Source organism: Pseudomonas sp. lyk4-R2A-10 (assembly GCF_030209075.1).
Lineage (GTDB): Bacteria > Pseudomonadota > Gammaproteobacteria > Pseudomonadales > Pseudomonadaceae > Aquipseudomonas > Aquipseudomonas glycinae.
The window spans coordinates 119,449-135,552 of sequence record NZ_JARVSR010000006.1; the positions used below are offsets into that span (position 1 = coordinate 119,449).

The following is a 16,104-nucleotide window of genomic DNA, read 5'->3' on the forward strand; positions in this document are numbered from 1 at the left end:
AAAAACTTACCGACCGCGTGTGAATGTTTTGCGACGGCCTGTGGTCACAGGCTTGCAGAACGGTACACGCGGCCTGTTCCAGCCGCTCTTGTCGACGGGAATTCTCCATGGGTTTGTGTAAATTGCTGTTAGTGGGTGGTTTGTCTCTGATCAGCCTGGCGAGTCAGGCCGAAAATCTCAAAGGTCTCTATCAGGTGCGCGAACCGGTCACTGGCCAGTCGCCAGAGGAGCGCGATCGCGCGACCCAGGCCGCACTGGATACGCTGGTGTTGCGTCTGACCGGTGACCCGAAAGCCCCGCAAAACCCGGGGCTGGCGCCGGTTCGCAAGGATCCGCAGCAGATTATCAGTCAGTTCGGTTTCGATGCCGGGCCGCCGGAAGTGCTGAAAGTCGATTTCGATCCGGGAACCACCGAACAGGCGTTGCGCCGCGCCGGGCTGGCGCTGTGGGGCGCCAATCGGCCCTCGATCCTGAGCTGGTGGCTGAACGATTCGAGCGAAGGCTCGAGCCTGGTGGGCGACGGTCAGGCCAGTGCCGCACCGTTGCGCCGTGCGGCTCAGCATCGTGGCTTGCCGTTGCGACTGCCGTTGGCGGACTTGAGCGAGCAATTGGTCGCCACGGCGCCGGCGCTTGAGGGTGCTGACCCGGCGCCGTTGCGCAACGCTTCCGAGCGCTACAGCGCTGACGCCTTGCTAGCCGTGCATGCCCGCGAAGAAGGCGGACAATGGCAGGCTAAATGGCAACTGTGGCTGGGCGATAAAAAAGAGGCGGGCAACGTGCAGGGCGCGGATCAGGCTGCCGTGACCGATGCGGTGATGCTGGCGGTCGCTGAGCGTCTGGCACCTCGCTTTGTTGCCAAGCCGGGCGCGTCCGGTCAGCAGACCCTGGAAGTGCAGGGCATGAATCTGGAGCACTACGCGGCGCTGCTGCGGTTACTCGAACCGTTCGGCGTGCGTCTGCAGAGTGTCGATGCCGATCGCATCCTCTATCGGGTCAACGGCAGTGCCGATCAATTGCGAGCGCAATTGTCGCTGGCGAAGTTGCAGGAACTGCCGGCCGAGGCGCCGGCTCCGGTCGCTGCGCCTCAGCCTGCGGTCGCCGGTTCGCCGCCAGTTGCTGCGCCGACACCGACACCGGCGGCGCCGTCCTTGCGGTTTCGCTGGTAGGTTTTCTTTCTTATATATAAGCAATGGAGTGTTACATGGCCGATACGCGGCGTTGGTTCTGGCTCGGTGGGGTGCTCCTGCTTTGCGCGTTTGTCTGGTTGCTGCATCCGATCCTCACGCCGTTTCTAGTGGCGCTGCTGCTCGCGTATCTGTTCGATCCGCTCGTTGATCGTCTGGAGCGCCTGGGGCTGTCCCGCACCTGGGGTGTGATCACGGTGTTCGCCTTGTTCACCCTGATCGTCACCGCGCTGTTGCTGGTGCTGGTGCCGATGCTCGCCAAGCAATTGCTGCGGCTGTATGAACTGGCGCCGCAAATGCTCGACTGGTTGCAACACACCGCCGTGCCATGGGCGCAATCGAAGCTGGGGCTGTCCGACGGCTTCTGGAAGTTCGACAAGGTCAAAGCCGCGATCAGCGAACACATGGGCCAGACCACTGACATCGTCGGGGTGGTGTTGAGTCAGGCGACGGCCTCAAGCCTGGCGCTGATCGGCTGGTTGGCGAATCTGGTGCTGATCCCTGTGGTGAGCTTTTACCTGCTGCGCGACTGGGACGTGATGATGGCCAAGATCCGCGGCCTGTTGCCCCGTGATCGTGAAGAGCGAGTGGTGGCGCTGGCGGGTGAATGCCATGAAGTGCTGGGCGCGTTCGTGCGCGGGCAATTGCTGGTGATGCTGGCGCTGGGCGTGATCTATGCGGCCGGTCTGATGATTGTCGGCCTGGAGCTGGGCCTGTTGATCGGTCTGATCGCGGGGCTGGCGGCGATTGTGCCGTACATGGGGTTCGTGATCGGCATCGGTGCGGCGTTGATTGCCGGGTTGTTTCAGTTCGGTGGCGATCTGTATCCGATGATCGGAATCGTCGCGGTGTTCATGGTCGGTCAGGCGCTGGAAGGCATGGTGCTGACGCCTTTGCTGGTGGGGGACCGGATCGGTCTGCATCCGGTGGCGGTGATCTTCGCGATTCTGGCCGGTGGCGAGCTGTTCGGCTTCACCGGTGTGCTACTGGCATTGCCGGTGGCGGCGGTGATCATGGTGCTGGTGCGGCATGTCCACGATCTGTACAAGGATTCCGAGATTTATAGCGGGGTGGATGAGCCGGAGTTGTAATCGTGAAGCGCGGGCCGTCCGGTGGATTACCGGGTTGGCCCGTCTCCTGCAGGCCATGGCGCCAAAGAAACTGTCATAAAACCAGCACGTTAACGCAAACCTTTGATTTTGCTTGGGGTCTGTCGCATTGTGCGCTCCGCTTCACGGGTATAAACTTCGCTCACTTTACACAGAGGCCACTAACGGTTCCTTGGGAACTGTTCAGTCAGCATGAAACCGATTCAGCTGCCCCTAGGTGTGCGTCTGCGTGACGACGCCACCTTCATCAACTACTACCCAGGCGCCAATGCCGCTGCACTCGGCTATGTCGAGCGTCTATGCGAAGCCGACGCCGGCTGGACCGAAAGCCTGATCTATCTGTGGGGCAAGCACGGAGTAGGGCGTACGCATCTGTTGCAGGCCGCGTGCCTGCGCTTCGAACAGATGGGTGAACCGGCGGTGTACCTGCCGCTGGCCGAGTTGATGGATCGCGGCATCGAAATTCTCGACAACCTCGAACAGTACGAACTGGTCTGTCTGGACGACTTGCAGGTGATTGCCGGCAAGGCGGACTGGGAAGAGGCAATGTTTCATCTGTTCAACCGTCTGCGTGACAGCGGTCGGCGTCTGCTGATTGCGGCGTCCACTTCACCCCGTGAACTGCCGATCAAACTGGCTGACCTGAAATCACGGCTGACCCTGGCGCTGATCTTCCAGATGCGTCCGCTCTCCGACGAAGACAAATTGCGTGCCCTGCAACTGCGTGCTTCACGTCGCGGTCTGCACCTGACTGACGAGGTTGGGCATTTTATTTTGACTCGCGGTACCCGCAGTATGAGCGCGCTTTTCGATCTGCTGGAGCAGCTCGATCAGGCCTCTTTGCAGGCTCAGCGCAAGCTGACCATTCCCTTCCTGAAAGAAACCCTGGGCTGGTAAAACCGGGGCTTTCAGCCGGTTTTGGCATATTTCAGGCGCCAGAAAACCCGCTTTCCTGTGGGTTGCACAGGCCGCGTCTCCATTCAAATAGGCTTAAGCGCTTAGATGTTACCGAGAAACCGGGAAGTCACAAAAAGATCGATTGAATTTGCAAATGAGGCTGATAGCGGGCATAGTCTCGGCTTCTTTACAACTATCAGCCACGGTCGTGCCCATGCTAAAGCGCTTCGCACCCCTCGTGCCTCTCGCACTCGTCACCCTGTTGTTCGGTTGCGCTGCTCATTCACCTGTTAATCAAGAGCAGCAACAACAGGTTAAAAATTCTGCCACCGCACAGTCTTCCGTTATTTACCAGGAAGAGCTGGACACCGAAAAAGAACTCGCCGACTTCAACGGCAAGAAGCCTTACCAGCTTCCGGTTCTGGCTGACAGCATCCTCGAACGCGGCATGTCCCTGATCGGTACCCGTTACCGTTTCGGCGGTACCTCTGAAGCCGGTTTCGATTGCAGCGGTTTCATCGGCTACCTGTTCCGCGAAGAAGCGGGCATGAACCTGCCGCGCTCCACCCGCGAAATGATCAACGTTGATGCGCCGCTGGTTTCGCGCAGCAACCTCGAGCCGGGCGACCTGCTGTTCTTCGCCACCAATGGTCGTCGCGGTCGTGTCAGCCACGCCGGGATCTACCTGGGCGACAACCAGTTCATCCATTCCAGCTCTCGTCGCAGCGGCGGTGTTCGCATCGACAGCCTGGGCGACAGCTACTGGAGCAAGACCTTCATCGAAGCCAAACGCGCTTTGGCGAACGCTCCGACCGTGGTTACTGCTCGCAAGTAATCACTCGATTGTCGCTACGCTCGTGGCGACAAAGCGGCCCTTCTGACGCAATAGACCTAAACTTTACAAGGTGAAGTTAAAGTCTTACTTGAAGTTTGCCGCGTAGCCGCTAGAATCCTGATCTATATTGATGGCAAACCGCCTGCGTCCCAACGCAGGCGGTTTTGTTTTCTATCGAATCGGCAGTCAAAGCCGCAGCCAGATCAGGATGTTCTGCAAATGACGATGTCGGCCCGCTTTGCCCTGATGTTCTTCGCAGCGCTGCTCAGCGCCTGCGCCAGCCGCACTCCGCCGCCTGCGCCGGTGGTTCGCGCTCCGATCGTGTTCGGATCCTCCCAGGCCTTTTCACCCGCTGCCGAAGACGTGCTGTTTCGCGCGCTCGGGCTGGTGGGTACGCCCTATCGTTGGGGTGGCAATACGCCGGATTCGGGCTTCGATTGCAGTGGCCTGATCGGTTTTGTCTACCGCGATGCCGCCGGCATCAGCCTGCCGCGTTCAACCCGCGAGATGATCGTCATGCAGGCGCCGAATGTCGGCAAGGAAGGCTTGCAAACCGGCGACCTGATCTTCTTCGCCACCAATGGCGGTTCACAGGTCAGTCATGCGGGGATCTACGTCGGGGAAGGGCGCTTCGTTCATGCGCCCGCCACCGGCGGCACGGTGAAGCTGGACAGCCTGTCGAAAGCATATTGGCAGAAAGCCTATCTGAGCGCCAAGCGCGTTCTGCAGCCAGAGCATCTGGCGCATAACCCGTAGTCCAGATACATAAAAACCCGTGGCAGCTGAATGGCTCCCACGGGTTTTTTATGCCTGCAATAGATTAACGGGTCGCTGAAACCCGCCACACCTTGTTCCCCACATCATCCGCCACCAGCAATCCACCTTGCTGGTCGATCACCACGCCGACCGGGCGGCCCAGCGCGTTCTCGTCCTTGTCGAGGAAACCGGTCAGCACGTCCACTGGCGTTCCGCTCGGCTTGCCGGCGGCAAACGGCACAAAGATCACCTTGTAACCGCTATGCGGTTTGCGGTTCCACGAGCCGTGCTGACCGATGAATGCGCCTTCTTTGAACTGCGCCGGCAGGCGGTTGCCTTCGGCGAAGGTCAGGCCCAGTGATGCGGTGTGCGGGCCGACGGCGTAGTCGGGAGCGATGGCCTTGGCCACCATGTCCGGTCGCTGTGGTTCGACGCGCACATCAACGTGCTGGCCGTAGTAGCTGAACGGCCAGCCATAGAAGGCACCGTCCTTGACCGAAGTGATGTAGTCCGGCACCAGATCGCTGCCTATTTCGTCGCGCTCGTTCACGGCGGTCCACAGCGCACCGCTTTGCGGCTCCCAGGCCAGGCCGTTGGGGTTGCGGATGCCCGAGGCGAAGATCCGGTGATTGCCGGTGGCGCGGTCCACCTCCCAGATCGCCGCGCGGCCTTCTTCCTGATCGAGACCGTTTTCGCCGACGTTACTGTTCGAGCCGACGGTGACGTACAGCTTACGGCCGTCTTTGCTGGCGATGACGTTCTTGGTCCAGTGATGGTTGAGCGTGCCGCCCGGCAAATCCACGACCTTGATCGGCTGGCTCTTGATTTCGGTCGCGCCGGGCTCGTAGTTGAAGCGCAGCAGGCGATCGGTATCGGCCACGTACAGATCGTTGCCGACCAAGGTCATGCCGAATGGCGAGTTGAGGTTCTGCAGGAACACCGTGCGGGTTTCGGCCACGCCATCATGATCGGCGTCACGCAGCAGGGTGATACGGTTCGGACTGGGCACGCCGGCACCGGCACGCCCCATGACTTTTTTCATCACCCAGCCACGAATGCCCTTGCTGTCGTCCGGTTTTGGCGGGGCGTTGGTTTCTGCCACGAGTACATCGCCGTTTGGCAGTACGTAGAGCCAGCGCGGATGATCGAGATTTTCGGCGAAAGCCGCCACCTGAGTGCCTGCCGCTGCCGTCGGCTTCGCGCCGGCCGGCCAGCCAATGGCCGGGGCGATGTTCACCGTCGGGATCAGGGTCTTGTTCGGTTCGGGCAGTTTCGGTGACGGACCGGTGCCGTCGGAGACTTGCAGGCTGGAGGATTCACCACAGGCGGCGAGCCCTCCGGCGATCATGATGACGAAAACGAACTGGGGCTTGCGCATTGCTGATCTTCCCTATGAATGCATTCCTAATCATAGAGAAGCGCACAAGCCCGATGGTTCAACCCTCAGCCGCGGGCTTCCTTGAACAGCACGGCAACGCCGGGGTGATAGTTGCCGGCTTCGCTGCGCAATTTGCGGTAGGCGTAGGGAAAGTACCAGGCGACGGCGCAGGTGTGTTCCTTTTGCAGGTCGTCGACCATGTCCTGCAACTCTTCCGGGCTGGCGCTGTGCTGGGCTTTTTGCGGGGCGACGAACAGGCAGCCGAGTTTCAGGTCGCTGGCGTAGCTGATGCGCCTGGCGTCGCTGGTGATATCCGCCAGGGCCTGCGTCAGATTCAGGCTGGTGACGCGCGGCCAGCGTTGGGTCGCCTGAATGAAGGCGCGATCCTCGGCGCCAGCAATAAACAAATCGGCGCGGGCGTTGCGCTCGCCTTCTTCATTCTGTTTGCGGGTGGCAGTGTCGCGCAGGGTGACCAGTTCGGCCATCCACGCAGCGGCCGACAGCAGGCCGAGGTTGGCTTTTTCGTCGTGCCAATAAGGTGTGTCATTGTCGCCGCGCACGGCGTTGTAGCGGTCGATACAGTCAAACCAGCGTTCCAGCACCGGGCGCAGGAATTCCAGCCGCGGATTGCTGATGATCATGCCTTGCATGGTGCTCTCCCTTGTTATTGTGATGTGCTCTCTGCAGTCAAAAAGCATGGCTCTTTGATATCACTCATGGCAGTGTGGCACAAGATTGGCGTCAGTTAATTGATCGGCGGCAGTTATTCGCCGCACAAGCCCCTCTTCAATTGACGCTCCACCCCCAACCCTCTAACCTTCGCGGCTTGTTTCAGGTGCTCTGTGGCGCATGTCGACAGAGTGAAACAGGGAAGCCGGTGAGGCGGGTCTTCGAGCGAAGAACCCTCACGATCCCGGCGCTGCCCCCGCAACGGTAAATGAGTAAAAGCTGCGTCTGATGCCACTGCTTAAGAGCGGGAAGGCGCGCAGCCAGGCACCAGCCGCTCATGAGCCCGGAGACCGGCCTGATCCATCCAGCGGCATCACGGTGGGCGATGCCAGGCTTGTTGCCGTCTATTCTTGTGCCTGCCCGCCGTTATCCAGCCTCAACGGAGAGCTCCCCCATGACTGATTCCCCCGAACGCGACGAGCGCCACCTGGCGCGCATGCAGCGCAAAAAAGCGGTGATCGACGAACGCATCGCCAATTCGCCAGACGAGTGCGGGCTGGTGCTGGTGCTCACCGGCAATGGCAAAGGCAAGAGCAGTTCGGCATTCGGCATGCTCGCCCGCGCCATGGGCCACGGCATGCAGTGCGGCGTGGTGCAGTTCATCAAGGGTCGCAACAGCACCGGCGAAGAGCTGTTCTTCCGCCGCTTCCCTGAACAAGTACGTTTTCATGTGATGGGCGAAGGCTTCACCTGGGAAACCCAGGACCGCCAGCGCGACATCGCCGCCGCCGAAGCGGCCTGGGAAGTCTCCCGCGAACTGCTGCGTGATCCGTCGATCGGTCTGGTGGTGCTCGATGAACTGAACATCGCCCTCAAGCACGGTTACCTCGATCTGGATCAGGTGCTCAGCGATCTGCAGGCCCGTCCGCCGATGCAGCATGTGATCGTCACCGGTCGCGCTGCCAAGCCGGAAATGATCGAGATGGGCGACACCGTCACCGAAATGGGCATGATCAAGCACGCCTTCCAGGCCGGTATCAAAGCGCAGAAAGGCGTCGAACTTTGAATCAACCACGTCACTGCCCGGCGGTTCTGATCGCCGCGCCGGCTTCCGGTCAGGGCAAGACCACCGTCACCGCCGCGCTGGCCCGTCTGCATCGCAATCAGGGGCGCAAGGTCCGCGTGTTCAAATGCGGCCCGGACTTTCTCGACCCGATGATCCTCGAGCGCGCCAGCGGTGCGCCGGTCTATCAACTGGACATGTGGATGGTCGGCGAGCAGGAAAGTCGTCGCCTGTTGTGGGAAGCCGCCGCCGAAGCCGATCTGATCCTGATCGAAGGCGTGATGGGTTTGTTTGACGGTACGCCGTCGAGCGCCGATCTGGCGCGGCATTTCGGCGTGCCGGTGCTCGGCGTGATCGACGGCACGGCCATGGCGCAGACCTTCGGCGCTTTGGCTCTGGGTTTGGCGCGCTATCAGCCGGACCTGCCGTTCGCCGGCGTGCTGGCCAACCGCGTCGGTACCGTGCGCCATGCGCAGTTGCTGGAAGGCAGCCTCACTGAAGGCCTGCGCTGGTACGGCGCGTTGTCCCGGGAAACCGGGATCGAACTGCCAAGCCGCCATCTCGGCCTGGTGCAGGCCAGCGAACTGAATGACCTCGACGTACGTCTCGACGCCGCCGCCGAAGCACTGGCCGGCACTTGCGAGGTAGCGCTGCCACCGGCCGTGGAATTCGCCGCACCAAAAATCGTTGAGACCGAAAAGCTGCTCGAAGGCGTGCGAATTGCCGTCGCCCGCGACGAAGCCTTTGCCTTCACCTACGGCGCCAGTCTCGATCTGTTGCGAGCGATGGGGGCGGAGCTGAGTTTCTTCTCGCCGATCCGCGATGCGCAATTGCCCGACGCCGACAGCTTGTACCTGCCCGGCGGTTATCCGGAATTGCACCACGTAACCTTGTCGCAGAACGCCGACATGCTCAAAGCGATCCGCGCGCACCACGCGGCCGGCAAACCGTTGCTCGCCGAGTGCGGTGGCATGCTGTACTTGCTCGACTCGCTGACCGATGTCGAAGGCACCCGCGCGGAGCTGGTCGGCCTGTTGAGTGGCGACGCCGTGATGCAAAAGCGCCTCGCCGCGCTGGCGCTGCAAGAGGTCGACCTGCCGGAAGGCCTGTTGCGCGGCCACACCTATCACCATTCCCTGACCACCACCGAACTGACGCCGATTGCCCGTGGCCACAGCCCCAATGGGGGGCGCGGCGCAGAAGCGGTGTACCGGCAAGGGCGGATGACCGCCTCGTACGTACATTTTTACTTCCCGTCGAATCCGTCGGCGATTGCCGCACTGTTGGTGCCATGACCGACAACGCCTTCACTGACGCCGAGCGCGAAGCGGTCTACCGCGCCATCGCCGAACGCCGCGACATGCGCCACTTCAGCGGCGGTACGGTCGAGCCTGACGTGTTGCGACGATTGCTTGAAGCCGCGCATCAGGCGCCGAGCGTCGGCCTGATGCAGCCGTGGCGCTTCATCCGTATCAGCGACCGCGCGCTACGTGGCCAGATCCAGAACCTTGTTGAAGAGGAGCGCGTGCGCACCGCCGAAGCCCTCGGCGAGCGCAGTGACGAATTCATGAAGCTCAAGGTCGAAGGCATCAACGACTGCGCCGAAGTGTTGGTCGCGGCGTTGATGGACGATCGCGAGCGGCATATTTTCGGTCGTCGCACGCTGCCGGAAATGGACATGGCGTCGCTGTCCTGCGCAATCCAGAACCTGTGGCTGGCCGCGCGTGCCGAAGGCCTGGGCATGGGCTGGGTGTCGCTGTTCGAACCGCAGGCGCTGGCCGATCTGCTGAAACTGCCGGACGGGGCCAAGCCGCTGGCGGTGCTTTGTCTGGGGCCGGTCAAGGCATTCTATCCGGCGCCGATGCTGGTACTCGAAGGGTGGGCGCAGGCGCGTCCGCTGAATGAGCTGCTGTACGAAAATTTCTGGGGAGTGAGTCAATGAGTGTGGCGTTGCTGAGTGCCGCCGCGGTTGCGCTGGATGCGCTGCTGGGTGAACCGAAACGCTGGCATCCGCTGGTGGCGTTCGGCAATTTCGCCGGGCGCATCGAGCAACGTTTCAATAGCGCTGGTCGTGGCTGGCGCAGCCATGGCGTCACCGCGTGGGTGATCGCGGTGTTGCCGCTGACCCTGCTGGCCACCGCGTTTTCCTGGGCGCCGTATGTGGGCTGGGTCGTTGAGATTCTTGCGCTGTATTGCGCCCTCGGCATGCGCAGCCTGGGTGAGCACGTCGAGCCGGTGGCCAAGGCCTTGCGCGCCGATGATCTGGAGGAGGCGCGCAAGCGTGTGGGTTATCTGGTCAGCCGTCAGACCGATGAGCTGGACAGCACCGCCGTCGCCCGCGCCGCCACCGAGTCGGTGCTGGAAAACGGCAGCGATGCAGTGTTCGCCGCGCTGTTCTGGTTTGCCGTGGCCGGTGCGCCGGGCGTGGTGCTCTATCGTCTGAGCAATACGCTCGACGCGATGTGGGGCTATCGCAACGAACGCTTCGAGCGTTTCGGCTGGGCAGCGGCAAAAATCGACGACGTCCTCAACTACATTCCTGCACGGCTGGTGGCGTTGACCTACGCCTTGCTCGGCAAAACCCGACTGGCGTTGAAATGCTGGCGCACCCAGGCGCCGAAATGGGACAGCCCGAACGCCGGCCCGGTGATGGCCGCCGGCGCGGGTGCCTTGGGCGTCGAGCTGGGTGGCCCGGCGATTTACCACGGCGAGCTGCACGAGCGTCCGCAACTGGGCGAGGGCGCGCCGGCGGATGCCGATTCCATTGATCGCGGCTGGCAATTGGTCCAGCGCGGGGTATGGTTATGGCTGCTGATTCTCTGCGTGGGGGCTGAATTCTATGCTTGAGCACGGTGGCCGGTTGCGCAGGGCGGCGCTCGAATACGGCATCGCGGAAGAAGACTGGCTCGACCTGTCTACGGGCCTGGCGCCGTGGCCGTTTCCGGTCCCGGAGATTCCGCTGCGGGCGTGGGCGCGTTTGCCGGAAAACGATGACGGCCTGGAGCAGGCCGCCTGCGATTACTACGGTGCCAGCCAGGTGCTGCCGGTGGCCGGTTCGCAGATGGCCATTCAGTTGCTGCCGCGATTGCGCCGCGCCGGTAAGGTCGGTGTGCTGTCGCCGTGTTATGCCGAGCATGCCGAAGCCTGGCGGCGCAGCGGCTATATCGTGCGTGAGGTGCTGGAGCAGGAAGTCGACTTCTTTCTCGACAGCCTCGACGTGCTGGTGGTGGTCAATCCGAACAATCCAACAGGCCTGAACCTGACCCCGGCGCGCCTGCTCGACTGGCACGCACGGCTGGCCCAGCGCGGCGGCTGGCTGGTGGTCGACGAAGCGTTCATGGACAACACGCCGCAGTTGAGCCTTGCCCCGCATGCGCATCAAGTGGGTTTGATCGTACTGCGCTCGTTCGGCAAGTTTTTCGGTCTGGCCGGTGTGCGGCTGGGGTTCGTGCTGGCCGAGCGCAAAGTGCTCCGGTTGCTGGCCGAGCAGGTCGGTCCTTGGGCGGTCAGCGGGCCGACTCGGGTGCTGGGTCAGGCCTGTCTGCGCGACACCGAAGGCCATACCCGTCAGCGCATCCGCAGCGACGAGGCCAGCGAACGATTGGCTGCGCTGCTTGAGCGCCACGGTTTCAAACCGCAGGGCGGTTGCGCGCTGTTTCAGTGGCTGATCACCGAACAGGCCGCCGCGCTGCACGAATTCATGGCCCGCCGTGGCATTCTTCTGCGTCTGTTCGCGCACAACAGCAGCCTGCGATTCGGGCTGCCCGCCGATGCCGCCGACGAGGCGCGCCTTGAGCAAGCCCTGCAAGCATTCGCCAAGCATTGCTCCATGGAAAAACCAGCATGACCACATTAATGGTGCAGGGCACCACTTCCGACGCCGGCAAAAGCACGCTGGTGACGGCGCTCTGCCGTTGGGCCACCCGTCAGGGCGTTGCGGTGGTGCCATTCAAACCGCAGAACATGGCGCTCAACAGCGCGGTGACGGCCGACGGCGGCGAAATCGGCCGCGCGCAAGCGGTGCAGGCGCAGGCGGCGTTTCTGGAACCGCACACTGACATGAACCCAGTGCTGCTCAAGCCCAACAGCGACACTGGCGCCCAGGTGATCATCCACGGTCGTGCGGTCACCAGCATGAACGCCGTCGCCTATCACGACTACAAAGCCATCGCCATGCAGGCGGTTCTCGCTTCCCATGAACGCTTGAGCACTGCTTATCCGTTGGTGATGGTCGAAGGCGCGGGCTCGCCGGCAGAGATCAATCTGCGCGCCGGCGACATCGCCAACATGGGTTTCGCCGAAGCGGTGGATTGCCCGGTTTTGTTGATTGCCGACATCAACCGTGGCGGCGTGTTTGCCCATCTGGTCGGCACGCTGGAACTGCTGTCGCCGAGTGAACAGGCGCGAGTCAAAGGCTTCATCATCAACCGTTTTCGCGGTGACATCGCCTTGCTGCAGCCGGGCCTCGACTGGCTGGAGCAGCGCACCGGCAAGCCAGTGGTGGGCGTGCTGCCGTACGTGATGGACCTGCATCTGGAGGCCGAGGACGGCATCGATCAGCGCCAGACCGACAAGGCCGAGCAAGTCTTGAAAGTGGTGGTGCCGGTGCTGCCGCGTATCAGCAACCACACCGATTTCGATCCGTTGCGTCTGCATCCTCAGGTGGATCTGCAATTCATCGGCCCGGGGCAGGCGATTCCTCCGGCCGATCTGATCATTCTTCCGGGCTCGAAAAGCGTGCGCAGTGATTTGGCGTATCTGCGGGCCAATGGCTGGGAATCGGCGATCCGCCGTCACCTGCGTTACGGCGGCAAATTGCTGGGGATCTGCGGCGGCCTGCAAATGCTCGGCGAGCAGGTGCACGATCCGCTGGGCCTGGAAGGCGCGCCGGGTTCCAGCGCCGGTCTGGGTTTGTTGGCGTTTGAAACGCAGCTCGAAGCCGAAAAGCAGTTGCGCAATGTGCGTGGACGTCTGGCGCTGGAAGATGCAGAGGTTAGCGGTTATGAAATTCATGCCGGCGTGACCACGGGAGCTGCGCTGGAAAACGCCGCTGTGCATCTGGACGACGGCCGCTGTGATGGTGCGCAAAGTCTCGATGGACAGATTTTCGGCACCTACCTGCATGGCCTGTTCGAATCGCCGGCGGCCAGTGCGGCGCTGTTGCGCTGGGCCGGTCTGAACGATGTGCAGGAGGTGGATTACCACGGCCTGCGCGAACGCGACATCGAGCGGTTGGCGGATCTGGTGGAGAAGCATCTGGATACCGGGCTGTTACGTGAACTCTGTGGAATGTCCCCATGCTCCAACTGATCCTCGGCGGCGCCCGCTCCGGCAAAAGTCGCCTGGCTGAAAAACTCGCCACTGACAGCGCGCTGGCAGTGACGTACATCGCCACCAGTCAGCCGCTGGATGGCGAGATGAATGAACGCGTCGCTCATCACCGCGCGCGCCGTCCCGCCGAATGGGCGCTGATCGAAGAGCCGCTGGAGCTGGCCCGGGTCCTGCGCGAAACCGCCAGTGCCGAACGTTGCCTGCTGGTGGATTGCCTGACCCTGTGGCTGACCAATCTGCTGATGCTCGATGACGCCGAGCGCCTCGCTGCCGAACGCGAAGCCCTGCTCGAATGCCTGGCGTCGCTGCCGGGTGAAACCATTTTTGTCAGCAACGAGACCGGAATGGGTGTCGTGCCGCTGGGCGAATTGACTCGCCGCTACGTCGATGAAGCCGGTTGGCTGCATCAAGCTCTGGCCGAGGGTTGTCAGCGAGTCGTCTTGACGGTCGCCGGCCTGCCTCTGACTCTGAAAGGACCTGCGTTATGACCCAAGCCTGGTGGCTGAACCCGTGCAAACCGGTTGATACGGACGCCGTTGAAAACGCGGCGGCGCGTCAGCAGCAATTGACCAAACCCGCCGGCTCCCTCGGGCAGCTCGAATCGGTGGCGGTGCAACTGGCCGGATTGCAGGGCCAGGTCAAACCGACACTCGATCACGTCTGGATTTCGATTTTTGCCGGTGACCACGGTGTTGTCGCCGAAGGGGTTTCCGCATTTCCGCAGGAGGTCACCGGGCAGATGCTGCTGAATTTCGTCAGCGGCGGCGCGGCGATCAGTGTGCTGGCGCGACAACTTGGCGCGCAGCTGGAAGTGGTGGATCTGGGCACGGTGACGCCGTCGTTGAACCTGCCGGGCGTGCGTCACCTGAACATCGGTCCGGGCACGGCGAATTTCGCCAAGGGCGCGGCGATGACTCGGGCCCAGGGTGAACTCGCCTTGCAGGGCGGTCGCGACAGTGTGCTGCGGGCGAAAGCGGCAGGCGCGCAATTGTTCATCGGCGGTGAAATGGGCATCGGCAACACCACGGCTGCCAGTGCGCTGGCCTGTGCGCTGCTCGATTGCCCAGTGGTTCATCTGACCGGTCCGGGCACCGGGTTGAATTCCGAAGGCGTCAGTCACAAGGCGCAGGTGATCGAGCGAGCGCTGGCGCTACACGCAGCACAATGCGGCGATGCGTTGCAGACCCTGTTCAATCTCGGCGGCTTCGAAATTGCGGCTTTGGTCGGCGCGTATCTGGCCTGTGCGCAGGAAGGTGTGGCGGTTTTGGTGGACGGTTTTATCTGCACGGTCGCCGCGCTGGTGGCGGTGCGTCTGAATCCGGCTTGCCGTGAGTGGCTGCTGTTCGGTCACCGCGGTGCCGAGCCGGGCCATCGCCATGTGCTGGATACCCTTGGCGCGGAGCCGCTGCTTGAACTGGGTCTGCGTCTGGGCGAGGGCAGTGGCGCGGCGCTGGCGGTGCCGTTGCTGCGTCTGGCCTGCGACCTGCACGGTCAGATGGCGACCTTCGCCGAAGCAGCAGTGGCGGATCGCCCGGCATGACCTTGCGTCTGGACCTGCTGCGCCACGGAGAAACCGAACTCGGCGGCGGCCTGCGCGGCAGTCTCGACGATGCACTGACCGAAAAGGGCTGGGCGCAGATGCGCGAGGCGGTGATTGGGCAGGGGCCGTGGGATCGGCTGGTCAGTTCGCCGTTGCAGCGTTGCGCGCGGTTTGCTGAAGAGTTGAGCGCGCAGCGGGATCTGCCGGTATCTCTGGACAAGAATCTGCAGGAGCTGCATTTCGGTGCCTGGGAAGGGCAGAGTGCAGCAGCGTTGATGGAAACCGATGCCGAGGCGCTGGGTCTGTTCTGGGCGGATCCTTATGGCTTTACTCCGCCGCAGGGTGAGCCGGTCAGCGATTTCTCTGCGCGGGTGCTGGCGGCGGTGATGCGCCTGCACGCGGCGTACGCGGGTGAGCGGGTGTTGCTGGTCAGTCATGGCGGCGTGATGCGTCTGTTGCTGGCGCGGGCCCGTGGCTTGCCCCGTGAGCAACTGCTCAATGTCGAGGTCGGTCACGGCGCGCTGTTTTCGCTGATCGTCGAGGCCGACGGTTCGCTCAGGGAAGTGCTCTGACATGCTGCCTCTGTGGATCGCCCTGCAATTTCTCAGTAGCCTGCCGATTCGTCTGCCGGGCATGCCGGCGCCGGAACAGCTCGGCCGGTCACTGTTGTTTTATCCGCTGGTGGGCTTGCTGTTCGGTGTGATTCTCTGGGCGCTGAACATTGCGTTGGCGGGCGCGCCATTGCTGTTGCACGCGGCGCTGTTGCTGACGGTGTGGGTACTGCTCAGCGGGGCGTTGCACCTTGATGGTTTGGCGGATAGCGCCGATGCATGGCTCGGCGGTTTCGGTGATCGCGAGCGTACGCTGACGATCATGAAAGATCCGCGCAGCGGGCCGATTGCCGTGGTGACGCTGGTGTTGGTGTTGTTGCTCAAGTACGCCGCGTTGCTGGCCTTGATCGAACAACAGCAGGGCATGGCGTTGATCATCGTGCCGCTGATCGGCCGAGCGGCGTTGCTCGGACTGTTTCTCACCACGAGCTATGTGCGGGCCGGCGGGTTGGGGCAGGCGCTGGCCGATCATCTGCCACGCAAGACAGGTTGGCAGGTGCTGGCGGTGAGTGCGGCGGTGTGTTTGGTGATTGCCGGGTTCAATGCTGTCGTGGCGTTGCTGCTGGCGGTCATCGTGTTCATCTGGCTGCGGCATTTGATGGTGCGACGACTGGGTGGGACCACCGGTGATACGGCCGGTGCGTTGCTGGAATTGCTGGAGATGTCAGTGCTGGTCGGGCTGGCCTTGTTTTGATAAGTAACTTTGATCTGTAACTTGATTTAACACAGTC

17 protein-coding genes and 1 riboswitch are annotated in these 16,104 nt (G+C 62.4%); of the genes, 15 read left to right on the plus strand and 2 right to left on the minus strand.

The features are described from left to right. Positions 1–107 precede the first annotated feature (107 nt). From QRN46_RS09850 to QRN46_RS09870, 5 genes are all read left to right on the plus strand, one after another. A complete protein-coding gene (locus tag QRN46_RS09850; protein WP_221616145.1) occupies positions 108–1,166 on the plus strand; it encodes a DUF2066 domain-containing protein in 1,059 nt (352 codons plus the stop codon). A 35-nt stretch (positions 1,167–1,201) separates the two neighbouring features. Continuing rightward, positions 1,202–2,275 carry an AI-2E family transporter gene (locus tag QRN46_RS09855; RefSeq protein ID WP_221616144.1) on the plus strand — a complete coding sequence of 358 codons (1,074 nt, stop codon included), beginning with the start codon at positions 1,202–1,204 and terminating at the stop codon, positions 2,273–2,275. Between the two features lie 210 nt (positions 2,276–2,485). Then, positions 2,486–3,190 carry a DnaA regulatory inactivator Hda gene (gene hda / locus QRN46_RS09860; RefSeq protein ID WP_007950396.1) on the plus strand — a complete coding sequence of 235 codons (705 nt, stop codon included), beginning with the start codon at positions 2,486–2,488 and terminating at the stop codon, positions 3,188–3,190. A gap of 214 nt (positions 3,191–3,404) precedes the next feature. Continuing rightward, entirely contained in the window at positions 3,405–4,025 is a 621-nt protein-coding gene (locus QRN46_RS09865; protein WP_039769810.1) for a C40 family peptidase, read from the plus strand. Positions 4,026–4,244: 219 nt separating this feature from the next. After that, entirely contained in the window at positions 4,245–4,781 is a 537-nt protein-coding gene (locus tag QRN46_RS09870) for a C40 family peptidase (RefSeq protein WP_011333136.1), read from the plus strand. A 64-nt stretch (positions 4,782–4,845) separates the two neighbouring features. Here QRN46_RS09870 and QRN46_RS09875 read toward each other — a convergent pair whose 3' ends face one another. Both QRN46_RS09875 and QRN46_RS09880 read right to left on the minus strand, forming a co-directional pair. After that, positions 4,846–6,159, minus strand: coding sequence for a PQQ-dependent sugar dehydrogenase (locus QRN46_RS09875; protein ID WP_285354593.1), 1,314 nt, complete (start codon positions 6,157–6,159; stop codon positions 4,846–4,848). 65 nt (positions 6,160–6,224) lie between these two features. Next, positions 6,225–6,809 carry a hypothetical protein gene (locus QRN46_RS09880; RefSeq protein ID WP_041475179.1) on the minus strand — a complete coding sequence of 195 codons (585 nt, stop codon included), beginning with the start codon at positions 6,807–6,809 and terminating at the stop codon, positions 6,225–6,227. Between the two features lie 166 nt (positions 6,810–6,975). Continuing rightward, positions 6,976–7,201, plus strand: a riboswitch (cobalamin riboswitch). A gap of 81 nt (positions 7,202–7,282) precedes the next feature. On the opposite strand from QRN46_RS09880, the gene cobO reads away from it, so the two are divergent. The 10 genes from cobO to QRN46_RS09930 are packed head-to-tail and all read left to right on the plus strand — an operon-like array spanning position 7,283 to position 16,067. Continuing rightward, the gene (cobO, locus tag QRN46_RS09885; protein ID WP_007950401.1) at positions 7,283–7,894 is read left to right on the plus strand and encodes a cob(I)yrinic acid a,c-diamide adenosyltransferase; all 612 of its coding nucleotides are present in this window, start codon (positions 7,283–7,285) and stop codon (positions 7,892–7,894) included. Further along, complete coding sequence (locus QRN46_RS09890) at positions 7,891–9,186, plus strand: cobyrinic acid a,c-diamide synthase CobB (protein WP_201820471.1); 1,296 nt, start codon at positions 7,891–7,893, stop codon at positions 9,184–9,186. The genes cobO and QRN46_RS09890 overlap by 4 nt, the downstream gene beginning before the upstream one ends. Further along, positions 9,183–9,833 carry a 5,6-dimethylbenzimidazole synthase gene (gene bluB, locus QRN46_RS09895; protein ID WP_011333140.1) on the plus strand — a complete coding sequence of 217 codons (651 nt, stop codon included), beginning with the start codon at positions 9,183–9,185 and terminating at the stop codon, positions 9,831–9,833. Before QRN46_RS09890 ends, bluB begins: the two co-directional genes overlap by 4 nt. Further along, complete coding sequence (gene cbiB / locus QRN46_RS09900) at positions 9,830–10,738, plus strand: adenosylcobinamide-phosphate synthase CbiB (RefSeq protein ID WP_285354594.1); 909 nt, start codon at positions 9,830–9,832, stop codon at positions 10,736–10,738. The genes bluB and cbiB overlap by 4 nt, the downstream gene beginning before the upstream one ends. Next, complete coding sequence (cobD, locus tag QRN46_RS09905) at positions 10,731–11,738, plus strand: threonine-phosphate decarboxylase CobD (RefSeq protein WP_285354595.1); 1,008 nt, start codon at positions 10,731–10,733, stop codon at positions 11,736–11,738. Before cbiB ends, cobD begins: the two co-directional genes overlap by 8 nt. Then, positions 11,735–13,201 (plus strand): cobyric acid synthase, encoded by a 1,467-nt coding sequence (locus tag QRN46_RS09910; RefSeq protein ID WP_285354596.1) that lies wholly within the window; start codon positions 11,735–11,737, stop codon positions 13,199–13,201. Before cobD ends, QRN46_RS09910 begins: the two co-directional genes overlap by 4 nt. Then, positions 13,189–13,710 carry a bifunctional adenosylcobinamide kinase/adenosylcobinamide-phosphate guanylyltransferase gene (cobU, locus tag QRN46_RS09915; RefSeq protein ID WP_201820478.1) on the plus strand — a complete coding sequence of 174 codons (522 nt, stop codon included), beginning with the start codon at positions 13,189–13,191 and terminating at the stop codon, positions 13,708–13,710. The genes QRN46_RS09910 and cobU overlap by 13 nt, the downstream gene beginning before the upstream one ends. Continuing rightward, positions 13,707–14,762 carry a nicotinate-nucleotide--dimethylbenzimidazole phosphoribosyltransferase gene (gene cobT / locus QRN46_RS09920; protein ID WP_285354597.1) on the plus strand — a complete coding sequence of 352 codons (1,056 nt, stop codon included), beginning with the start codon at positions 13,707–13,709 and terminating at the stop codon, positions 14,760–14,762. Before cobU ends, cobT begins: the two co-directional genes overlap by 4 nt. Then, the gene (cobC, locus tag QRN46_RS09925) at positions 14,759–15,334 is read left to right on the plus strand and encodes an alpha-ribazole phosphatase family protein (RefSeq protein WP_201820484.1); all 576 of its coding nucleotides are present in this window, start codon (positions 14,759–14,761) and stop codon (positions 15,332–15,334) included. The genes cobT and cobC overlap by 4 nt, the downstream gene beginning before the upstream one ends. A 1-nt stretch (position 15,335) precedes the next feature. Then, a complete protein-coding gene (locus QRN46_RS09930) occupies positions 15,336–16,067 on the plus strand; it encodes an adenosylcobinamide-GDP ribazoletransferase (RefSeq protein ID WP_201820485.1) in 732 nt (243 codons plus the stop codon). Positions 16,068–16,104 lie beyond the last annotated feature (37 nt).

Bases quoted from the DNA above. Each gene is read 5' to 3' on its own strand.
- QRN46_RS09850 (WP_221616145.1), top strand. From the start codon at position 108: ATGGGTTTGTGTAAATTGCTGTTAGTGGGTGGTTTGTCTCTGATCAGC.
- QRN46_RS09855 (WP_221616144.1), top strand. From the start codon at position 1,202: ATGGCCGATACGCGGCGTTGGTTCTGGCTCGGTGGGGTGCTCCTGCTT.
- hda (WP_007950396.1), top strand. From the start codon at position 2,486: ATGAAACCGATTCAGCTGCCCCTAGGTGTGCGTCTGCGTGACGACGCC.
- QRN46_RS09865 (WP_039769810.1), top strand. From the start codon at position 3,405: ATGCTAAAGCGCTTCGCACCCCTCGTGCCTCTCGCACTCGTCACCCTG.
- QRN46_RS09870 (WP_011333136.1), top strand. From the start codon at position 4,245: ATGACGATGTCGGCCCGCTTTGCCCTGATGTTCTTCGCAGCGCTGCTC.
- QRN46_RS09875 (WP_285354593.1), bottom strand. From the start codon at position 6,159: ATGCGCAAGCCCCAGTTCGTTTTCGTCATCATGATCGCCGGAGGGCTC.
- QRN46_RS09880 (WP_041475179.1), bottom strand. From the start codon at position 6,809: ATGCAAGGCATGATCATCAGCAATCCGCGGCTGGAATTCCTGCGCCCG.
- cobO (WP_007950401.1), top strand. From the start codon at position 7,283: ATGACTGATTCCCCCGAACGCGACGAGCGCCACCTGGCGCGCATGCAG.
- bluB (WP_011333140.1), top strand. From the start codon at position 9,183: ATGACCGACAACGCCTTCACTGACGCCGAGCGCGAAGCGGTCTACCGC.
- cbiB (WP_285354594.1), top strand. From the start codon at position 9,830: ATGAGTGTGGCGTTGCTGAGTGCCGCCGCGGTTGCGCTGGATGCGCTG.
- cobD (WP_285354595.1), top strand. From the start codon at position 10,731: ATGCTTGAGCACGGTGGCCGGTTGCGCAGGGCGGCGCTCGAATACGGC.
- QRN46_RS09910 (WP_285354596.1), top strand. From the start codon at position 11,735: ATGACCACATTAATGGTGCAGGGCACCACTTCCGACGCCGGCAAAAGC.
- cobU (WP_201820478.1), top strand. From the start codon at position 13,189: ATGCTCCAACTGATCCTCGGCGGCGCCCGCTCCGGCAAAAGTCGCCTG.
- cobT (WP_285354597.1), top strand. From the start codon at position 13,707: ATGACCCAAGCCTGGTGGCTGAACCCGTGCAAACCGGTTGATACGGAC.
- cobC (WP_201820484.1), top strand. From the start codon at position 14,759: ATGACCTTGCGTCTGGACCTGCTGCGCCACGGAGAAACCGAACTCGGC.
- QRN46_RS09930 (WP_201820485.1), top strand. From the start codon at position 15,336: ATGCTGCCTCTGTGGATCGCCCTGCAATTTCTCAGTAGCCTGCCGATT.